At 67.1% G+C, this 16461-nt stretch carries 19 protein-coding genes; 11 read left to right on the plus strand and 8 right to left on the minus strand.

Going from position 1 to position 16461, the window contains the following annotated elements; all coding sequences use genetic code 11:
- Positions 1–149: 149 nt before the first annotated feature.
- The 3 genes from RKE40_RS03085 to RKE40_RS03095 form a co-directional block, all read right to left on the minus strand.
- The gene (locus tag RKE40_RS03085; RefSeq protein ID WP_316016779.1) at positions 150–407 is read right to left on the minus strand and encodes a hypothetical protein; all 258 of its coding nucleotides are present in this window, start codon (positions 405–407) and stop codon (positions 150–152) included.
- 33 nt (positions 408–440) lie between these two features.
- Complete coding sequence (gene rpsU / locus RKE40_RS03090; protein WP_316016780.1) at positions 441–716, minus strand: 30S ribosomal protein S21; 276 nt, start codon at positions 714–716, stop codon at positions 441–443.
- 141 nt (positions 717–857) lie between these two features.
- Positions 858–1067, minus strand: a complete 210-nt coding sequence (locus tag RKE40_RS03095) for a cold-shock protein (protein WP_066471138.1) — start codon at positions 1065–1067, stop codon at positions 858–860.
- Between the two features lie 382 nt (positions 1068–1449).
- Here RKE40_RS03095 and uvrC point away from each other — a divergent pair, with 382 nt between their 5' ends.
- From uvrC to RKE40_RS03120, 5 genes are all read left to right on the plus strand, one after another.
- Positions 1450–3564, plus strand: a complete 2115-nt coding sequence (uvrC, locus tag RKE40_RS03100; RefSeq protein WP_390893203.1) for an excinuclease ABC subunit UvrC — start codon at positions 1450–1452, stop codon at positions 3562–3564.
- 138 nt (positions 3565–3702) lie between these two features.
- Complete coding sequence (gene pgsA, locus RKE40_RS03105) at positions 3703–4314, plus strand: CDP-diacylglycerol--glycerol-3-phosphate 3-phosphatidyltransferase (protein WP_316016781.1); 612 nt, start codon at positions 3703–3705, stop codon at positions 4312–4314.
- Between the two features lie 23 nt (positions 4315–4337).
- Positions 4338–4589, plus strand: a complete 252-nt coding sequence (moaD, locus tag RKE40_RS03110; RefSeq protein WP_316016945.1) for a molybdopterin converting factor subunit 1 — start codon at positions 4338–4340, stop codon at positions 4587–4589.
- Between the two features lie 162 nt (positions 4590–4751).
- A complete protein-coding gene (locus RKE40_RS03115; RefSeq protein WP_316016782.1) occupies positions 4752–5207 on the plus strand; it encodes a molybdenum cofactor biosynthesis protein MoaE in 456 nt (151 codons plus the stop codon).
- Positions 5208–5209: 2 nt separating this feature from the next.
- Positions 5210–6289, plus strand: coding sequence for a DUF1176 domain-containing protein (locus RKE40_RS03120; RefSeq protein ID WP_316016783.1), 1080 nt, complete (start codon positions 5210–5212; stop codon positions 6287–6289).
- A 57-nt stretch (positions 6290–6346) separates the two neighbouring features.
- Here the strand turns inward: RKE40_RS03120 and RKE40_RS03125 are convergent, their stop codons facing one another.
- Positions 6347–7234 carry a branched-chain amino acid aminotransferase gene (locus RKE40_RS03125; RefSeq protein ID WP_316016784.1) on the minus strand — a complete coding sequence of 296 codons (888 nt, stop codon included), beginning with the start codon at positions 7232–7234 and terminating at the stop codon, positions 6347–6349.
- A gap of 176 nt (positions 7235–7410) precedes the next feature.
- On the opposite strand from RKE40_RS03125, the gene RKE40_RS03130 reads away from it, so the two are divergent.
- From RKE40_RS03130 to RKE40_RS03140, 3 genes are all read left to right on the plus strand, one after another.
- Entirely contained in the window at positions 7411–7929 is a 519-nt protein-coding gene (locus tag RKE40_RS03130; RefSeq protein WP_390893217.1) for a MarR family winged helix-turn-helix transcriptional regulator, read from the plus strand.
- Positions 7930–7991: 62 nt separating this feature from the next.
- Complete coding sequence (locus tag RKE40_RS03135; RefSeq protein ID WP_316016947.1) at positions 7992–8720, plus strand: response regulator; 729 nt, start codon at positions 7992–7994, stop codon at positions 8718–8720.
- Positions 8721–8773: 53 nt separating this feature from the next.
- A complete protein-coding gene (locus tag RKE40_RS03140; protein WP_390893218.1) occupies positions 8774–10174 on the plus strand; it encodes an ATP-binding protein in 1401 nt (466 codons plus the stop codon).
- A gap of 86 nt (positions 10175–10260) precedes the next feature.
- Here RKE40_RS03140 and RKE40_RS03145 read toward each other — a convergent pair whose 3' ends face one another.
- Positions 10261–10485: a DUF1127 domain-containing protein gene (locus tag RKE40_RS03145; protein ID WP_316016786.1), complete on the minus strand. Its 225-nt coding sequence runs from the start codon at positions 10483–10485 to the stop codon at positions 10261–10263.
- Between the two features lie 105 nt (positions 10486–10590).
- On the opposite strand from RKE40_RS03145, the gene RKE40_RS03150 reads away from it, so the two are divergent.
- Positions 10591–11514, plus strand: a complete 924-nt coding sequence (locus tag RKE40_RS03150; protein WP_316016787.1) for a transcriptional regulator GcvA — start codon at positions 10591–10593, stop codon at positions 11512–11514.
- A gap of 14 nt (positions 11515–11528) precedes the next feature.
- On the opposite strand, the gene RKE40_RS03155 is transcribed toward RKE40_RS03150, so the two are convergent.
- On the minus strand, positions 11529–12464 hold the full coding sequence (locus RKE40_RS03155; RefSeq protein ID WP_316016948.1) for a LysR family transcriptional regulator: 936 nt from the start codon (positions 12462–12464) through the stop codon (positions 11529–11531).
- A 68-nt stretch (positions 12465–12532) separates the two neighbouring features.
- On the opposite strand from RKE40_RS03155, the gene RKE40_RS03160 reads away from it, so the two are divergent.
- On the plus strand, positions 12533–13156 hold the full coding sequence (locus RKE40_RS03160) for a glutathione S-transferase (protein WP_316016788.1): 624 nt from the start codon (positions 12533–12535) through the stop codon (positions 13154–13156).
- A 5-nt stretch (positions 13157–13161) separates the two neighbouring features.
- Positions 13162–14079, plus strand: a complete 918-nt coding sequence (locus RKE40_RS03165) for a pyridoxamine 5'-phosphate oxidase family protein (RefSeq protein WP_316016789.1) — start codon at positions 13162–13164, stop codon at positions 14077–14079.
- 3 nt (positions 14080–14082) lie between these two features.
- On the opposite strand, the gene RKE40_RS03170 is transcribed toward RKE40_RS03165, so the two are convergent.
- A complete protein-coding gene (locus RKE40_RS03170) occupies positions 14083–14436 on the minus strand; it encodes a tRNA-binding protein (RefSeq protein WP_316016790.1) in 354 nt (117 codons plus the stop codon).
- 2 nt (positions 14437–14438) lie between these two features.
- Positions 14439–16427 carry a methyl-accepting chemotaxis protein gene (locus RKE40_RS03175; protein ID WP_316016791.1) on the minus strand — a complete coding sequence of 663 codons (1989 nt, stop codon included), beginning with the start codon at positions 16425–16427 and terminating at the stop codon, positions 14439–14441.
- Positions 16428–16461 lie beyond the last annotated feature (34 nt).

A 16461-nucleotide genomic window follows, 5' to 3' on the forward strand; every position in this document is an offset into this window, starting at 1 on the left:
GGGCAGGCAATCCGGGGGGCGTTGCGCGTGATGTCGAACGCTGACAGGGCGCGGTCAAGCGGAAATGCGCACCGCTCTCCCGCCGGCGACCGCATCGGCAGGCTCAGCCTGCGCTCCGGCCACGGCAGCCCGGAATCGTCGAACCGCGGTCAGTTATCCTTGGTCCGACGACGGCGGACCGGCTTCGCTTCGCTCGGCTCCGGCAGCTTGGCCTTGGCTTCGGCCTCGCTCGCTTCCTTGGCGAGACGCAGCGCCTTCAGGCGTTCCGTCTTAAGGCGTACCTGGAGGGCTTCGTCCTCGATCGCCTGCCAGACCTGCGAGGCATCGCGCTTGCGCTGCTCGGTTTTCTCGAAGGCGACCTGCGCGCGGGCCTTGGCATCTTCCAGCTTCATGTTGCGGCTCGACATGGCAACCTCTCTTCAGCTGGCGCCGGACGCGCGTCAGTTCGTCGGGACGGGCGGCATGCCGGGCCGGGGCGTTCTGCCGAGCGGTGGCTTACGCTTCGGCGCGGGCAACAGGCCGTCGCGCTGCGCCTGCTTGCGAGCCGCCTTCCTTGCACGCCGGATGGCATCGGCGCGCTCGCGGACGCGCCGCTCCGACGGCTTTTCATAGGATCGGCGCTGCTTCATTTCCCGAAACACGCCTTCGCGCTGCATCCTCTTCTTCAGGACGCGAAGCGCCTGATCGACATTGTTGTCGCGCACAAGAACCTGCATCGGACATCCTCTCTTCAAAAAAGCAAAAGGGCCGGGCTTGATGTCCCGACCCCTCGATAGCCCTTGCTTCAGAGCGTTACGTGATGGCGCCAGTACATCCGTGGTCGCCTTTCAGATCGCTTGCCCCGTAGCAGCGGGCTTTCATTCGGCGCGCAGATTATCCGCCGACATCTTGCCGGAGCGCTTGTCCTGCACCAGCTCGTAGCTGATCTTCTGGCCATCGCGCAGATCGCGCATGCCTGCCCGCTCGACGGCGCTGATATGGACGAAGACGTCCTGACCGCCGTCATCCGGCTGAATGAAACCAAAACCCTTGGTGGCGTTGAACCACTTGACCGAACCCGAGCTCATGGGAGCCTCCTACAGTCGTGCTTGATGAAGCCGCACGAATTAGTGCAGCGGCGATTTCGAACAGAGGAGGAAGATCGTCAGCGCGGCGCATTCACGAGCACCGAGGCCAAGTCGTTCGGCCTAATATCGAGACATAGATATGGAATCCAGAAACGCTTTTGTCAATTAAAAATTCAAAAATGGATCAGATCACCTCGTGGCATCCTTCGCAGGCGGTCTATGGAATCTCGATCACATCAACGGAAAACGGTCGCTCCGCCGGCCTGAATACAGTGCAATTCAAGCGTGCGAGTGACAGGTTAACCGGCGCGGACCAGACGTCGGGCGCGTCGAGCAGGAACGAAGCCGCTCCTGACATGACGAAGCGCCTGCGACATCCTACATGCAGCCCATGAATCGCGAACGCCCAGACCTGCCCGAGGAAGAGATCGAGCTGGAGGAGGAAACCGCCCTCCCCGCGGAGCCTGCGCTCGATCTCGGCGAGGCAGCGCCGGGCGCGCTCAAGGCGGGCATCGAGGTGATCGCCGAGTTCGCGAGGCACCTGCCGAACCGGCCGGGCGTCTACCGGATGTTCGATCGCGCCGGCGAGGTGCTCTATGTCGGCAAGGCCAAGAGCCTGAAGAACCGGGTCACGGCCTATGCCCGCGGCATGGCGCATACCAATGCGGTCGCGCGCATGATCGCCGAGACCGCGAACATGGAGTTCGTCACCACTGGCACCGAAACCGAGGCGCTGCTGCTCGAATCGAACCTGATCAAGCAGCTTCGGCCGCGCTACAACGTGCTGCTGCGCGACGACAAATCCTTCCCCTACATCTTCCTGTCCGGCGACCATCCGGCCCCGCAGATCGCCAAGCACCGCGGCTCGCGGCAGCGCAAGGGCGATTATTTCGGCCCCTTCGCCTCGGTCTGGGCGGTGGAGCGCACCATCGACGCGCTGCAGAAGGCGTTTCTCCTCCGCTCCTGCTCGGACAGCTATTACGAGAACCGCACACGGCCCTGCCTGCTCTTCCAGATCAAGCGCTGCTCCGGCCCCTGCACCGGGGAGATCTCGCACACCGACTACCAGGCCCTGGCCGACCAGGCCCGCGCCTTCCTCTCCGGCCGTTCCTCGGCGGTGAAGCAGCTCCTGTCGGAACGCATGCAGGCGGCGGCCGAGGAGCTCGAATTCGAGAAGGCGGCGCGCTATCGCGACCGGCTGGCGGCGCTCTCGGCCGTGCAGGCCGGGCAGGACATCAATACGCAAGGGGTCGAGGAAGCCGATGTCTTCGCCATCGACGAGCAGGCTGGGCAGTTCTGCGTCGAGATCTTCTTCTTCCGCAACAAGCAGAACTGGGGCAACCGCGCCCTCTTCCCGCGCGCCGACAAGAGCCTGAGCCCTGCAGAGGTGCTGGCCTCGGTCGTCACCCAGTTCTACGACGATAAGCCGCCGCCGCGGCTGGTGCTGGTCTCGCATGATCTGCCCGAGGCCGACCTCATCGCCGAGGCGCTCTGCGCCCGCGCCGGCCGCAAGGTCGAACTCGCGGCGCCCAAGCGCGGCGAGCGGCGCGATCTCGTCGCCCATGCCCAGAAGAACGCGCATGAGGCGCTCGCCCGCAAGCTCGCCGACAATGCCGGCCAGCAGAGCCTGCTCAATGCGCTCGGCGCCGCCTTCGGCATGGAGCGGGCGCCGCGCCGCGTCGAAGTCTACGACAACTCGCACATCATGGGCACGAACGCCGTCGGCGGCATGGTCGTCGCCGGCAGGGACGGCTTCATGAAGAGCCATTACCGCACCTTCAACATCTCCAGCGACACCATCGCCGGCGACGATTTCGGCATGATGCGCGAGGTGCTGAAGCGGCGCTTCTCGCGGCTGGCGAAGGAGGGGGGAGCGGCGACCGAGACGCAGGAGCCGACACCGACGAATGCACGCGGCCTGCCTGATGCCGTTGAGGAAGGCGCGGAGGCCTCAAGTCCCTCTCCCGCTGCCATCACTGCCGAAGGCGCATCGGAACTTGTCGGGTTGACGCCACCCGAACTGGCCAGCGACGAGGCACCCTTCCCCTCTCGGCCCGATCTCGTCATCGTCGACGGCGGCAAGGGACAGTTCGAAGCGGCGCGCAAGATCATGGCCGAATGCGGCGCCAGCGACATTGCGCTCGTCGCGATCGCCAAGGGCGAGGATCGCAACGCCATGCGCGAGACCTTCTTCATGGTGGGACGCGAGCCGTTCAAGCTGCCGCCGCGCGACCCGGCGCTTTATTTCATCCAGCGCCTGCGCGACGAAGCCCACCGCTTCGCCATCGGCACGCACCGCGCCAAGCGCAAGCGCGACATCACCAAGAACCCGCTCGACGAGATTCCCGGCATCGGCCCCGCCCGCAAGCGCGCGCTCCTGCTACATTTCGGCACGGTCAAGGCGATCCAGCGCGCCAAGCTCGACGACCTGATGAGGACGCCCGGCGTCAACGCGGCGACCGCGAAGGCCGTTCACGATCATTTTCACGACCGCTGAAGGTCGTTGCGGCAGGTTCGCTCGCACGCCCCGCGAACCTGCTCCATCGGCGACCTGCCGATTTCGCAACGCAGCTTCGCCATGCAATCACCGTGTTGCGTGTTGACGCTGTCGCAAACGCGCGGCTTGGTATCCTTCGTGACGATTCTTCCTGACGCTATCCGGCGACGCGGCCCCTGGTCGCTGCCAAACCTACTGACCTATGGCCGGATCGCTGCGATTCCGGCGCTGGTGGCGCTGCTGTTCTGGCCGCGCGACGACTGGGCCCGCTGGGCGGCCCTGGCGATCTATGTCGCGGCGGCCGTTACCGACTATCTCGACGGCTGGCTCGCCCGCGCCTGGAGCCAGCAATCGGCGATCGGCCGCATGCTCGACCCCATCGCCGACAAGCTGCTGGTCTGCGCGCTCCTGCTAATGCTCGTCCATACCGACACTATTCACGGTTGGTCGATCTGGGCGGCGATCGTCATCCTCTGCCGCGAGATTCTGGTTTCTGGCCTGCGCGAATTCCTCGCCGACCTCAAGGTCAGCGTCCCCGTCAGCAAGGTCGCGAAATGGAAGACCGCGGCGCAGCTCTTCGCGCTCGGCTTCCTCGTCGTCGGTCCGGCGGGCGATCAGGTCCTGCCCCACAACACGCAGATCGGCATCGTCATGCTCTGGGTCGCCGCCCTGCTGACGATCTATACCGGCTGGGACTATCTCAACGCCGGCATCCGGCACCTCGTCGCCATGGATGAGCGCGCGCCATGAACCAGCACGTTGCCACCCAATCGCTGAAGCTGGTCTACTTCGCCTGGGTGCGCGAGCGCGTCGGCCTCGCCGACGAGATCGTCACGCCACCGCCGGGCACGGGAACCGTCGCCGAGCTGGTGCGCTGGCTGAAGACCCGCGGCGAGGGCTATGAGCTCGCCTTCGAGAACGAGGCGATCGTGCGCGCCGCCATCGACCACACCCATGCCAAGCCGGCCGCCTCGATCGCCGGCGCCCGCGAGATCGCCTTCTTCCCGCCGATGACCGGTGGGTGAGAGTTCTTTGAGCGTGAGTGAACTTTTCTGGTCATCCCGGGCGACCGTAGGGAGACCCGGGACCCATTCCGGAACGGTTCAGGCATGGATCCCGGCTCTCCGCTTCGCTTCGGCCGGGATGACTGTTCGGGAAAACCGACGCTTTCTTTCGGAGCTTGCGTGATGACTCCGATCGTCCGCATCCAGCGCGAGGATTTCGACCTCGGCGCCGAGGTCGCGGCGCTCGCCCGCGGCAACGCCAATATCGGCGCCGTCGTCAGCTTTACCGGGCTTTGCCGCGATGAGAGCGGCCGCCTCGCCGCGCTCGAGCTGGAGCACTATCCCGGGATGGCCGAGGCCGAGATCGCGCGCGTCGCCGCGGAGGCTGCGGCGCGCTGGCCGCTCTCCGGCCTCGTCGCGATCCACCGCTTCGGCCTGATCAGACCGGGCGAGCAGATCGTCCTGGTGATCGCCGCATCGAGCCATCGCCGCGAGGCCTTCGAGGCCGCCGATTTCCTGATGGACTATCTCAAGACCCGCGCGCCCTTCTGGAAGCGCGAGCACCTCGCCGATGGCACGCTTGGCGGCTGGGTCGAGGCCAAAGAAGTCGACGACAAGGCGGCGGAACGCTGGAGCTGACGATGGGCAGGGGATTGGTGGCGAGGCTGGTCCCGCTCTGGGGTGCGATCCTCATGGCCGCGACGGCTCCGGCATCGGCGCAGAGCCAGGGCAAGACCTTCCGCGACTGGATCGCCGGCTGCGACAACCTTCGCAGCTGCACGGCGCTCTCGCTGCCCGATGAGACCGCCGAGACCGTGGGCTACCTCAGGCTCGAAAGGCCCGCCGGCCCTGACGGCGCCGTCTCCCTGTCGCTCAAGCTGACGGGTGAGAAGCTCAAGGCGCCGCTCGCGATCGGCCTCAAGCTCGACGGCGCGCCCTTCCCCTCCGGCGGCAAGCCGCTGGCCGCCACGGTCGAAGACGCCGAGACCGCCCGCATCGTATTTTCGGAAGCCGACGCCGCGGCGCTGATTGCCGCGGCGCGCAAGGCGACGAAGCTCTCGGCGTCCCTGGCCGGGAAGAGCTACGCGATCTCGCTCGCCGGCTCGGTCGCGGCCATGCTCTGGATCGACGAGCAGCAGGGCCGGCTCAACACGACGACGGCGCTGGTCCGCAAGGGCCCCGCTGCCGCGAGCACCGTACCGTCGCCGCCGGCCCTGCCGGTGATCACCGCCAGGGCGACCGGGCCGGCGCTGGCCGACGGCGCGGCGAAGACACTGGCCGCGGCCCTGCGCAAGCACCTGAAGACGAGCGATCCGGACGCCTGCGAGCAGGATGACGAAGGCGCCCGCTACAATCCCGACCGGGTCTGGCCGCTCGATGGCGGGCGCAGGCTGGTCGGGCTCTACTGCGGCGCCGGCGCCTACAATATCCTCACCGGTTATTGGCTGGTCACGGGCGATGCGGTGGCCGGCGCTCGAAAGGTCGCTTTCGCCGGCAACGACAACAACGTGCTGATCAATTCGGACTACACCCCGAAGGACGGCCAGCTCGGCTATTTCGCCAAGGGCCGCGGCATCGGCGATTGCGGCGGCTCCGGCACCTACGCCTGGACCGGCTCCGACTTCGCGCTCACGACGCTCAGCACGATGGGCGAATGCCGCCAGATACCGTCGGACGACTGGCTGGTCCTCTTCCGCAGCGATGTGAAGGTCACGAAATGAAAAGTCCCGGGCAGCCGAGCTGCCCGGGACGAGTTCAATCGGACATGCAGGCCGGTCTCAGGCCGCCTTGGACTTCGGCCGGACCTCGTCCGAATAGTCTTCCATGATCACCTTGCCCATATTGCCGGTGACGAAGTTGTAGGGACCGATCTCGGAGACCAGCGTCACCTCGGCGGCGGAACCGGTGATGAAGCACTCGGAGAAGCCTTCCAGCTCCTCCGGCCGGATGCGGCGCTCGACCACCTCGAAGCCGCGCTTCTTGCACAGCTCGATCACCGACTGGCGGGTGATGCCGTTCAGGAAGCGGTCGGCGGTCGGGGTGTGGATCACGCCGTCCTTGATGAAGAAGATGTTGGCGCCGGTACACTCGGCGACATTGCCTTCCCAGTCGAGCATCATCGCGTCGGCATAGCCGGCACGCTCCGCCTTATGCTTGGAGAGCGTCGCGATCATGTAGAGGCCGGCGGCCTTGGCGTGCACCGGGGCGCAGGCCGGGTCGGGCCGGCGATAGGCCGCGACGTCGAGGCGCACGCCCTTCAGCTTCTGCGCCATGTCGAACATGCTCGGCCACTCCCAGACCGCGATCGCGGTATGGATCGCGTTGTTCAGGCCGGAAACCGCCATCATCTCCGAGCCGCGCCAGGCGACCGGGCGGACATAGGCGTCGCGCAGGCCGTTCTCCTTGAGGCAGAGATACTTGGCGGCATCGAGCTCGGCGATCGAATAGGGGATCGTGAAATCCATGATCTCGGCCGACTTCTGGAGGCGCTGCGAGTGCTCGGTGCACTTGTAGATCACGCCGTCATATGCGCGCTCGCCCTCGAAAATGCAGGATCCGTAATGCAGCCCATGGGTGAGTACGTGCACCTTGGCTTCCTTCCACGGCACGAGCTTGCCGTCGAACCAGATGACGCCGTCGCGCTGGTCGAAAGGAATGACTGACATGGTACAGATCCTCCTGATCCTTTTCTTGCAGCCGACATCGCCACAAGGCGAAAGCGGGTGCAAGCGCGGTATCAAAACTACGCCGAGACCGGCGCTTGCGACATAATCGGTCGCTCCGCGTGCTTGACCGGTAATCTTACGTCTGAGATATGTCAACAAGGCTGACATAAAAAGAGATCACGAACGTGAGCACGCCCACCCCGAATCCCGTCTCTCCGGCCACATCCGAGGCGTCGAGCCAGCCGGTGCCCTACGACCTGATCGAGCTGTTCTTCTTCGCCTATCGCGACTTCGTCGGCGATCCCGACCGCATCCTCGCCGATTACGGCTTCGGCCGCGCCCATCACCGCGTGCTGCACTTCGTCCAGCGCCGCCCCGGCATGACCATCGCCGAGCTGCTCGACATCCTGCAGATCACCAAGCAGAGCCTCAATCGCGTGCTGAAGGAACTGGTCGAGACCGGCTTTGTCGAGCAGCGCCCCGGCACCCGTGACAAGCGCCAGCGCAAACTGCACGCCACCGAGGCGGGCCGCGAGCTCGCCATACGCCTCGCCGAGTTGCAGGCAAGGCGCATCGGGCGCGCACTCGAAGCGGCGGGCCCCGAAACCGCCCCGATCATCACGCGCTATCTCGCCGGCCTGATCGATCCTGCTGCGCGGCGCAGCGTGATGGCGCATCTGGCTGGGTCGACCTGACGCTTCGTGCTACTCGAAAGGAGCATGAGCGGAGCTCCGACAGAATCGAGGGGACGGGGATGATGGCGCCGAGCGGCCAGCGCAAACCGATTCCGGACGAGGCCCCACATATCCTGGTGGTCGACGACGACCGCCGCCTGCGCGACCTGCTGGCCCGTTTCCTCGGCGATCACGGCTACCGCGTCACCACTGCAGCCAACGCCGCCGAAGCCGATACCCGGCTCGGCCATCTCGTCTTCGACGCCATGGTGCTCGACATCATGATGCCGGGCGAGAACGGCTTCGACTTCGCCCGGCGTCTGCGCGCCGGCTCGGAGATCCCGATCCTGATGCTGACGGCCCGGACCGAGAGCGGCGACCGCATCAACGGGCTGGAAATCGGCGTCGATGACTATCTCGCCAAGCCGTTCGAGCCGCGCGAGCTCATCCTGCGCCTCGGCAACATCCTCAAGCGCACCGCCCAGCCCGAACCGCCGCCAGCGCCGCCCCGGCCCGACTATGTCCGCTTCGGCCCATTCGTCTTCGGCCTCGCCCGCGGCGAACTCCGCCAGGGCGAGGAATCGATCCGCCTCACCGAGCGCGAGCGCGAAATCCTGACCGTGCTTGCCGAGCGGGCCGGAGAACATGTGCCGCGCGAGCAGCTCGCCAATCAGGGGTCCGCCGCCAACGACCGGACCATCGACGTCCAGATCAACCGCCTGCGCCGCAAGATCGAGCGCGACCCGGCCGACCCGCTCTACCTCCAGACCGTTCGCGGCGTCGGCTACCGCCTCGTCATCGACCGGGGCTGAAGATCATGGCCGACGCCTCTCTCCGGCGCCGCCTTCTCCCGCTCGCGGCGAGAATTGGTGCCTGGCTGCGTCCGGTGGGCGCCGTGCTGGCGCGGATCGGCGCCACGCTGTTCGCGCCGCTCAAGCGCCTGCAGAAGCGCCCGGCGCGGGCGATCAGCCGGATCATGCCCAAGGGGCTCTATCCGCGCGCCCTGGTCATCGTCATCGCGCCGGTGGTCTTGCTGCAATCGGTCATCGCCTATGTCTTCATGGAGCGCCACTGGCAGACCGTGACGCAGCGGCTCTCAGCGGCGGTATCCCAGGATATCGCCGCCCTGATCGACGTCTATGAGAGCTACCCCCAGGACAAGGACGCCGCCCTGCTCTCGCGCATCGCCCAGGAGCGGCTCGGCCTCGACGTCGACATTCTGCCCGATACCGACCTGCCGGCACCGGGGCCCCGCCCCTTTTTCTCATTGCTCGACAGCGCGCTCTCGACCGAGCTCAGCCAGCAGGTGAAACGGCCTTTCTGGCTCGACACCGTCGGCCGCTCCAGCCTGATCGAGATCCGCATCAAGCTCGGCAAGGATGTGATGCGCGTCCTGACCCGGCGCAGCCAGGCCTATGCCTCCAACAGCCACATCTTCCTGCTCTGGATGACGGGCACCTCGCTGATCCTGTTGACCATCGCGGTGCTGTTCCTGCGCAACCAGATCCGGCCGATCCTGCGGCTCGCCGACGCGGCCGAGGCCTTCGGCAAGGGGCGCGACGCCGATTTCCGCCCGCGAGGCGCGCGCGAGGTTCGCCGCGCCGGCAATGCCTTCATCGAGATGAAGCGCCGCGTCGAACGCTCGATCGGCGAGCGCACCATGATGCTGAACGGCGTCAGCCACGATCTGCGCACCATCCTGACCCGCTTCAAGCTCTCCCTCGCGCTGCTTGAAAGATCGCCCGACCTGGAGGCGATCGAGAAGGATGTCGACGAGATGAGCCGCATGCTCGAGGATTACCTCGCCTTCGCGCGCGGTGATGCCGGCGAATCGCCGGTCGAGACCGACATCCGCTCGCTGCTGGAACATCTCAAGGCCGATGCCGAGCGCCAGGGCCACCAGACCGAGCTTACGGTCGTCGGCGACCCGCTCGTCGTCGTTCGCCCCGATGCCGTCCGCCGGCTGCTGACCAATCTGGTATCCAACGCGGCCCGTTTCGGCGACCGCATCGCCATCCGCGCCACGCATGATGCGCGCTACCTCATCGTCATGGTCGACGATGACGGGCCGGGCATCGCGCCGGAACTCCGTGAGGACGTGTTCAAGCCGTTCTTCCGCCTGGACGAGGCCCGTAATGTCGATGGCGGCGGCACCGGCCTCGGCCTCGCCATCGCCCGCGACATCGCCCGCTCGCATGGCGGCGACATCATCCTGGGAGAATCGCCGCTCGGCGGCCTGCGCGCGACGGTGCGCCTGCCGGTTTGAGGCAGCGGATTCTCCGGCGAATACACCTAAGCCCCGGGACGAGCTGCGCTCCCCGGGGCTGGTTGTCCTTGTGCGCTGCAGACGGCTTACTGGCGCCAGGGCGCCTTGCGCGCCGACCGATTCACCCGCTCTACATCGCTTTGCGACAAGGCGAGGTCGGAAAGCGCCTGATCGTCCATGCGGTAGAGAGCCCGCGCGCTTGCCCGCATGGCGAGCCAGTCCTCGAAGCGCAGCAGCAGGCCGGAAATGCCCGCGGCGGCGTGCTTCTCAGCGAGCTGGGATAGATTTTCTGTGGCGGTCCTGGCCGGCATGGCGGCCTCCTCTCATGGAGATTATGCCTGTGAATCTGCGCCTTGCGGCCAAGCCGAGCAAATGAGAAGTTCTTGGCTTCCGCCCAAGCTGAACTTGGCCAGCCAATGTCCCGTCGCCAGCTTCCGCCCTTGACCTCGCTGCGTGCCTTCGAGGCGGCGGCCCGACATCTCAACTTCGAGCGGGCTGGCGAGGAGCTCGCGGTCACCGCCAGCGCGATCGGCCAACAGGTCCGGGCGTTGGAGAGCTGGCTGCGGCGCCCTCTGTTCATCCGCCTGCCGAGCAAGGGCGTGGCGCTGACCGGCCTCGGCGAGCGCTACGCCGCCGCGATCTCGGGCCTGCTCGACCAGCTCAACGAAGCCACCGCGCAGGCGATGCGACCCGACGCCTCCACCGTGCTGACGGTCAGCACCATGCCGAGCTTCGCCTTGAGCTGGCTGATCCCCAGGCTGGGTTCGCTGAAGGAGCGCCATCCCGAGCTCGAAGTGCGGATCTCGATTTCGGTGAACCTCACCGATTTCGGCCGCGAGGATGTCGACGTCGCGATCCGCTTCGGCCAGGGCGTCTATCCCGGCCTGCGCTCGGACCTGCTGATGGAAGAGCACTTCTTTCCGGTCTGCAGCGCCGCGCTGCTCAACGACCCGCTGCGCCCCCTGCGCGACCCGTCCGACCTTCGCCATCACACCTTGCTGCACGAGGCGGCGGAAGGCATCCCCGACTACATCACCTGGCCGCGTTGGCTCGCTCTGGCCGGGGTCGACGATGTCGATGCCAGCCAGGGCCCGCGCTTCTCCCACACCTTCCTGGCCTTGCAGGCGGCCGCCTCGGGCCAGGGAGTCGCGCTCGCAACCAGCGTCCTGATCGGCGACTATCAGGATGCGGGCCGTCTCGTCCGCCCCTTTCCCCATCAGGTCAGGAGCCCGCATCAATATTATCTGGTCTGCCCGGAAGCGTCGGCAGACCGGCCGGCGATCGCGGCGTTTCGCAACTGGATCCGCGACGAGGCCAGGGCCCATAACGAGCAGCTCTGAAAGCCGCAGTGGCTTCAGCCGCCGACTTCCGGCCGGATCACCGGCAAATGCTGCAGCCGCGCCGCCGCATGGTCGAGAAAGGCGCGGACCTTCGGCGCCAGATGCTGGCCGCCCGGGACGACGAGCTGAACCGGCGCGGCCGGCGGCTCCCATTCGCGCAGCAGCCGGACCAGCGTGCCCTCCGCGAGATCCGGCGCGACCTGATAGGACAGCGCCCGCGCCAGGCCGCGCCCCGAGCGGGCCGCGATCAGCACCGACTCGACTTCGTTGACGATCAGCCGCGGCGTGATCGTCACGCCGGCCTCGCGGCCACTGCCGGCAAATCGCCAGATCAGGGTCTGGCCGGCGGCGATGCTGGCGATGGTGTCATGCCCGGCGAGATCGGACGGGCGCTGCGGGACACCGCGGCGTTCGAGATAATCCGGCGCACCGACCAGCACCCGCCTGACCTCGCCGACCTTGCGGGCGACCAGCCGCGAACTCGGCAGTGCCCCGATCCGGACCGCAAGATCGAGCCCCTCCTCGATCAGGTCGAGATTGCGGTCGGACAGGGTCAGTTCGACCTGGACCTCGGGATAGAGGTCGAGGAATTCGGCGACGATCGGCGCGACATGGCGTCGGCCGAAGGCGAGCGGCGCCGTGATCCGCAGCAGCCCGCGCACCGGCGCACCGGCGACACCCGACAGCGATACATCATACTCCGACAGGATCCGCCGCGCCGATGCCGCCAGCTCGCGGCCGGCTTCCGTCGCCATCAATTGCCGGGTGGTGCGCGCGATCAGGCTGACGCCCGCGCGCCTTTCGAGAGCGGCAAGCGCACGCGTCACCGCCGGACGAGAACGCCGGAGCTGTCTTGCCGCTCCAGCGAGACTGCCGGTGTCGATGATCGCGACGAAGATCGAAAGCTCGTCAAGACGGTCCAGCTTCGTTGCCCCTGATGGAATTCTGATTTGCGACCATACCGTCTTTCGACCGCTGCGCGAAACAATCAGATTTGCCGGACAACAACGAGGTTCCCATGTCCGGCTCCCGCATCGTCCTGCACGGTACCGCTCTCTCCGGTCACACCCACCGGGTCGAACTCCTCCTGCGCGCGCTCGGGCTGGAGTTCGACTTCGTGCCCGCGCCGGCGGAAATTCGTCGGGCGGAGGCCTTTCGCACCCTCAACCCGCTCGGCCAGATCCCGGTCCTGCAGGATGGCGACCTCACTCTCGCCGACAGCAATGCGATCATGGTCTATCTGGTCCGGCGCTATGCGCCGCAGAGCGCCTGGATGCCGGACGAGCCCGTGACGGCGGCGCATATGCAGCGCTGGCTCTCGATCGCAGCCGGCGAGGTGATGCATGGCCCCGCCGCCGCGCGGATGATCGCCCAGTTCAACTTTCCCGACGAGCCGGTGCGGGCGGAGCGCATCGCGACCCGCCTCCTCGGCTTCATGGAAGATCATCTCCAGCAGCGAAGCTTCCTCGCTGCCGAACATCCGACGCTCGCCGACCTCGCCTGCTATTCCTATGTCGCGCACGCCCCCGAGGGCGGCATTCCGCTCGATAGGTTCCCCGCAATAGGCGCTTGGCTCGCCCGCGTCGAAGCCCTGCCCTTCTTCAAGCCGATGCCGCGCTCGCCGATTCCGGCAAGAGGCTGACCGCGATGGACGGGCAGCCCTTCCACCAAGGCGAGCTGAAGGCGCAGGCGCTTGCCGGACAAAGCTCGCGCGGCGCCGGCATCCGCAGCTTCATGCCGGACCAGCACCGGGAGTTCTTCGCCCTGCTGCCTTACCTCTTCGCCGCCGGGCTCGACACGGCAGGCCACCCGATCGCGACCGTGCTGACCGGCGAAGCAGGCTTCGTCGCCAGCCCGTCGCCGACCGAGCTTTCGATCGCAGCGCGGCCTTCGCCGCACGACCCGGCCATCACGGCCTTCGCGGCCGGGGCGCCGATAGGCCTGCTCGGGCTGGATTTCCGCACGCGCCGGCGCAACCGCGCCAATGGCACGATCAGCGCGCTCGCCGATGCTGGCCTGACGGTTGAGGTCAGCGAGAGCTTCGGCAACTGCGCCAAATACATCCAGAGCCGCGAACCGGCACGGGTTCCCGCCGTCACCGCCCCGGCCGAGGCATTCGCAGGCCTCGACACAGAGGCTCGTGCCCTGATCCTGCGCTCCGACACCTTGTTCATCGCCAGCGCTGCGGCGGGCGGCGTCGACATCTCGCATCGCGGCGGCCGGCCGGGATTCGTCGCCGTCGCGGGCGACTGCCTGACCGTCCCCGATTTCGCTGGAAACAGCTACTTCAACACGCTCGGAAACCTGCTGCTCGAACCAGCCGCGAGCCTGCTCTTCATCGATTTTTCGAGCGGCGATGTGCTCCAGCTCCAGGGCGAGACCGAGATCCTCTGGGGCGGGCAAGAGCTCGCCGAAATCGCCGGAGCGCAGCGGCTCTGGCACTTCCGCAGCCAGCGCGGCTGGAGGCGCCGCGCGGCGCTGCCGCTGCGCTGGTCCGTCGCGGAACCAGCTCCGACGACACTCGCGACAGGGGTCTGGCGACCAGCGGCAGCCGCCGCCGGCTGACGCTCAGTACAACCGCCCACCATTCGGCACCGGAAGCCCCGGAGCGATCAGCACCACCTCGCCATCACCATCGGGAATGCCGAGGGTCAGCACTTCCGACATGAACTTGCCGATCTGGCGCGGCGGGAAATTCACCACCGCCAGCACCTGCCGGCCCGGGAGGTCCTCGGGCCGGTAATGCCGGGTGATCTGCGCCGATGATTTCTTGCGGCCGATCATGCCGCCGAAGTCGATGACGAGCTTGATCGAAGGCTTGCGCGCTTCGGGATAGGGCTCGGCCTCGACGATGGTGCCGACCCGGATATCGACCTTGAGGAAATCCTCAAAGCCGATCGGCGCGGCAGGCTCGGAAGACACGCTCAAAACTCCTCCCAGCCGCGATCATTGCTGGCGAGAACCGGCTTGCGCGGCGCCGCATGGCCATTGCTGGCGACCGGGGCGGCGGCGCGCGCCGGGCGCGGCGCGGGAGCGGTCGAAGCGTTCGCGACCTGCGCCATCCGGGCGGCCATGGCTTTCAGCGCGGTGACGTCGCCGCCGAGCTTGAAGCGCGAGACCAGCGCGGCGAGGCGGTCGGCCTCCTGCGCCAGCGCCTGCGAGGCGGCAGTCGACTGCTCGGCCATCGCCGCGTTCTGCTGCGTCGCCTGGTCCATCTCGTTGACGGCGGTGTTGACCTCCTGCAGCCCAGTCGCCTGCTCCCCGGCAGCCGAGGCGATCTCGGCGACGAGCGAGGTGGCGCGGGTGATCTCCCCGGACATGCGCTCGAGCGCCTTGCCGGTCTGGCCGACCAGCGCCACGCCCTTCTCGACCTCGATCGTGGAGGCGGTGATCAGCCCCTTGATCTCCTTGGCGGCGTCGGCCGAACGCTGGGCGAGCGCACGCACCTCGGAGGCGACGACGGCAAAACCCTTGCCGGCATCGCCGGCGCGGGCCGCCTCGACGCTGGCATTGAGCGCCAGCAGATTGGTCTGAAAGGCGATCTCGTCGATCACGCCGACGATCTGCGAGATCTCCTCGGAGGACTTCTCGATGCCGCCCATCGCGGCGACGGCCTCGCGGACGATCTGGCCGGACTGCTCGGCCTCGCCCTTGACCTGGGTGGTCGCCTGGCTGGCTTGGCGCGCGCCCTCGGCGGTCTGGCGCACCGTCGCGGTGAGCTGGTCGAGCGCGGTCGCGGTCTCCTCCACCGAGGAGGCCTGCTGCTCGGTGCGGCTGGCGAGATCGTCGGCCGCCTGGCTGATCTCGCCGGCACCCGCCTTCATGCTCTCGGTGTTGGTCGCGATCTGGCGCATCGTCTCTTCGAGATGGGCGATGGCCGTGTTGAAGTCCTGCTTCAGCTTGGCGTACTCGCCGCTGAAGACGGCATCGATACGATAGGTCAGATCGCCCGCGGTCAGATGCTCGAGACCCGCGCCGAGCGCCTCGACGACAACGGCTTGCTTCTGCGCCTCCTCGCTGCGCTGCGCCTCGTTGAGGTTGCGCTGCGTATCGGCAGCGCGGCGCTGATCGCTCGCTTCGGCTTCGGCCTGGGCCTTCTCGGCCTCGACCTGCTGCTTCGCCAGGGCGGCATCGCGGAAGACGACCAGCGCACGCGCCATGTTGCCGACCTCGTCCTGGCGCTCCTGATGGTCGATGGCGACCCGGAGATCGCCGGCGGCGAGCGCGCCCATGTTCTCCGAGAGCCCGGCGAGCATGCGCGAGGCACGGCGGCTCAGATAGAAGACCAGCCCGAACATCAGCAGCGCGAGCGGCACGAGCACGATGGCGACGTCCTGGACCAGCCCGGCGAAGGCCACATCGACGCTGTCGGCATGCATGCCGGTTCCGATCGCCCACTGCCATTTCGGCACGGCGGCGACATAGGAAATCTTCAGCGAGGGCTGCTTGTCGCCGCTCCTCAGCCAGAAATAGTCGACGAAGCCCGAGCCCTTGGTCTTGCCGAGCTCGACCATGTCCTTGACGAAGAACCGGCCATTGGCGTCCTTGAACGCCATCATGTCCGTACCGACAAGGTTCGGGCTGGCATGGGCAATGTTGACGCCGTCGAAGCGCACCACGAACAGGTAGTTGCCGTTGTCGAAGCGGGCATTGGCGATGGCGTCGAGCGCCAGCTTCTGAGCCTCGGCCTCCTTGAGCTCGCCCTTCTCAACCCGTGCCACATAGGCGTTCACGGTCGACGCGGCCGCCTCTACGATGTCCTTCACCTCCGAACGCTTCAGGTCCATCATGTCGATGCGGGCCTGGTTCAGCGTCACGGCAACACTGGCGACGCCGATACCGGCGGCCAGGATCGCGACCAGCCCGAACGAGCGGCCGATCGACAGGGAGGCGATCTTCTTCAGAAATGACATTGGCGGACCTCGAAGGTGAGGTCCGCACAGTTGC

Source organism: Allobosea rubneri, assembly GCF_032464875.1.
Taxonomy (GTDB): Bacteria; Pseudomonadota; Alphaproteobacteria; order Rhizobiales; family Beijerinckiaceae; genus Allobosea; species Allobosea rubneri.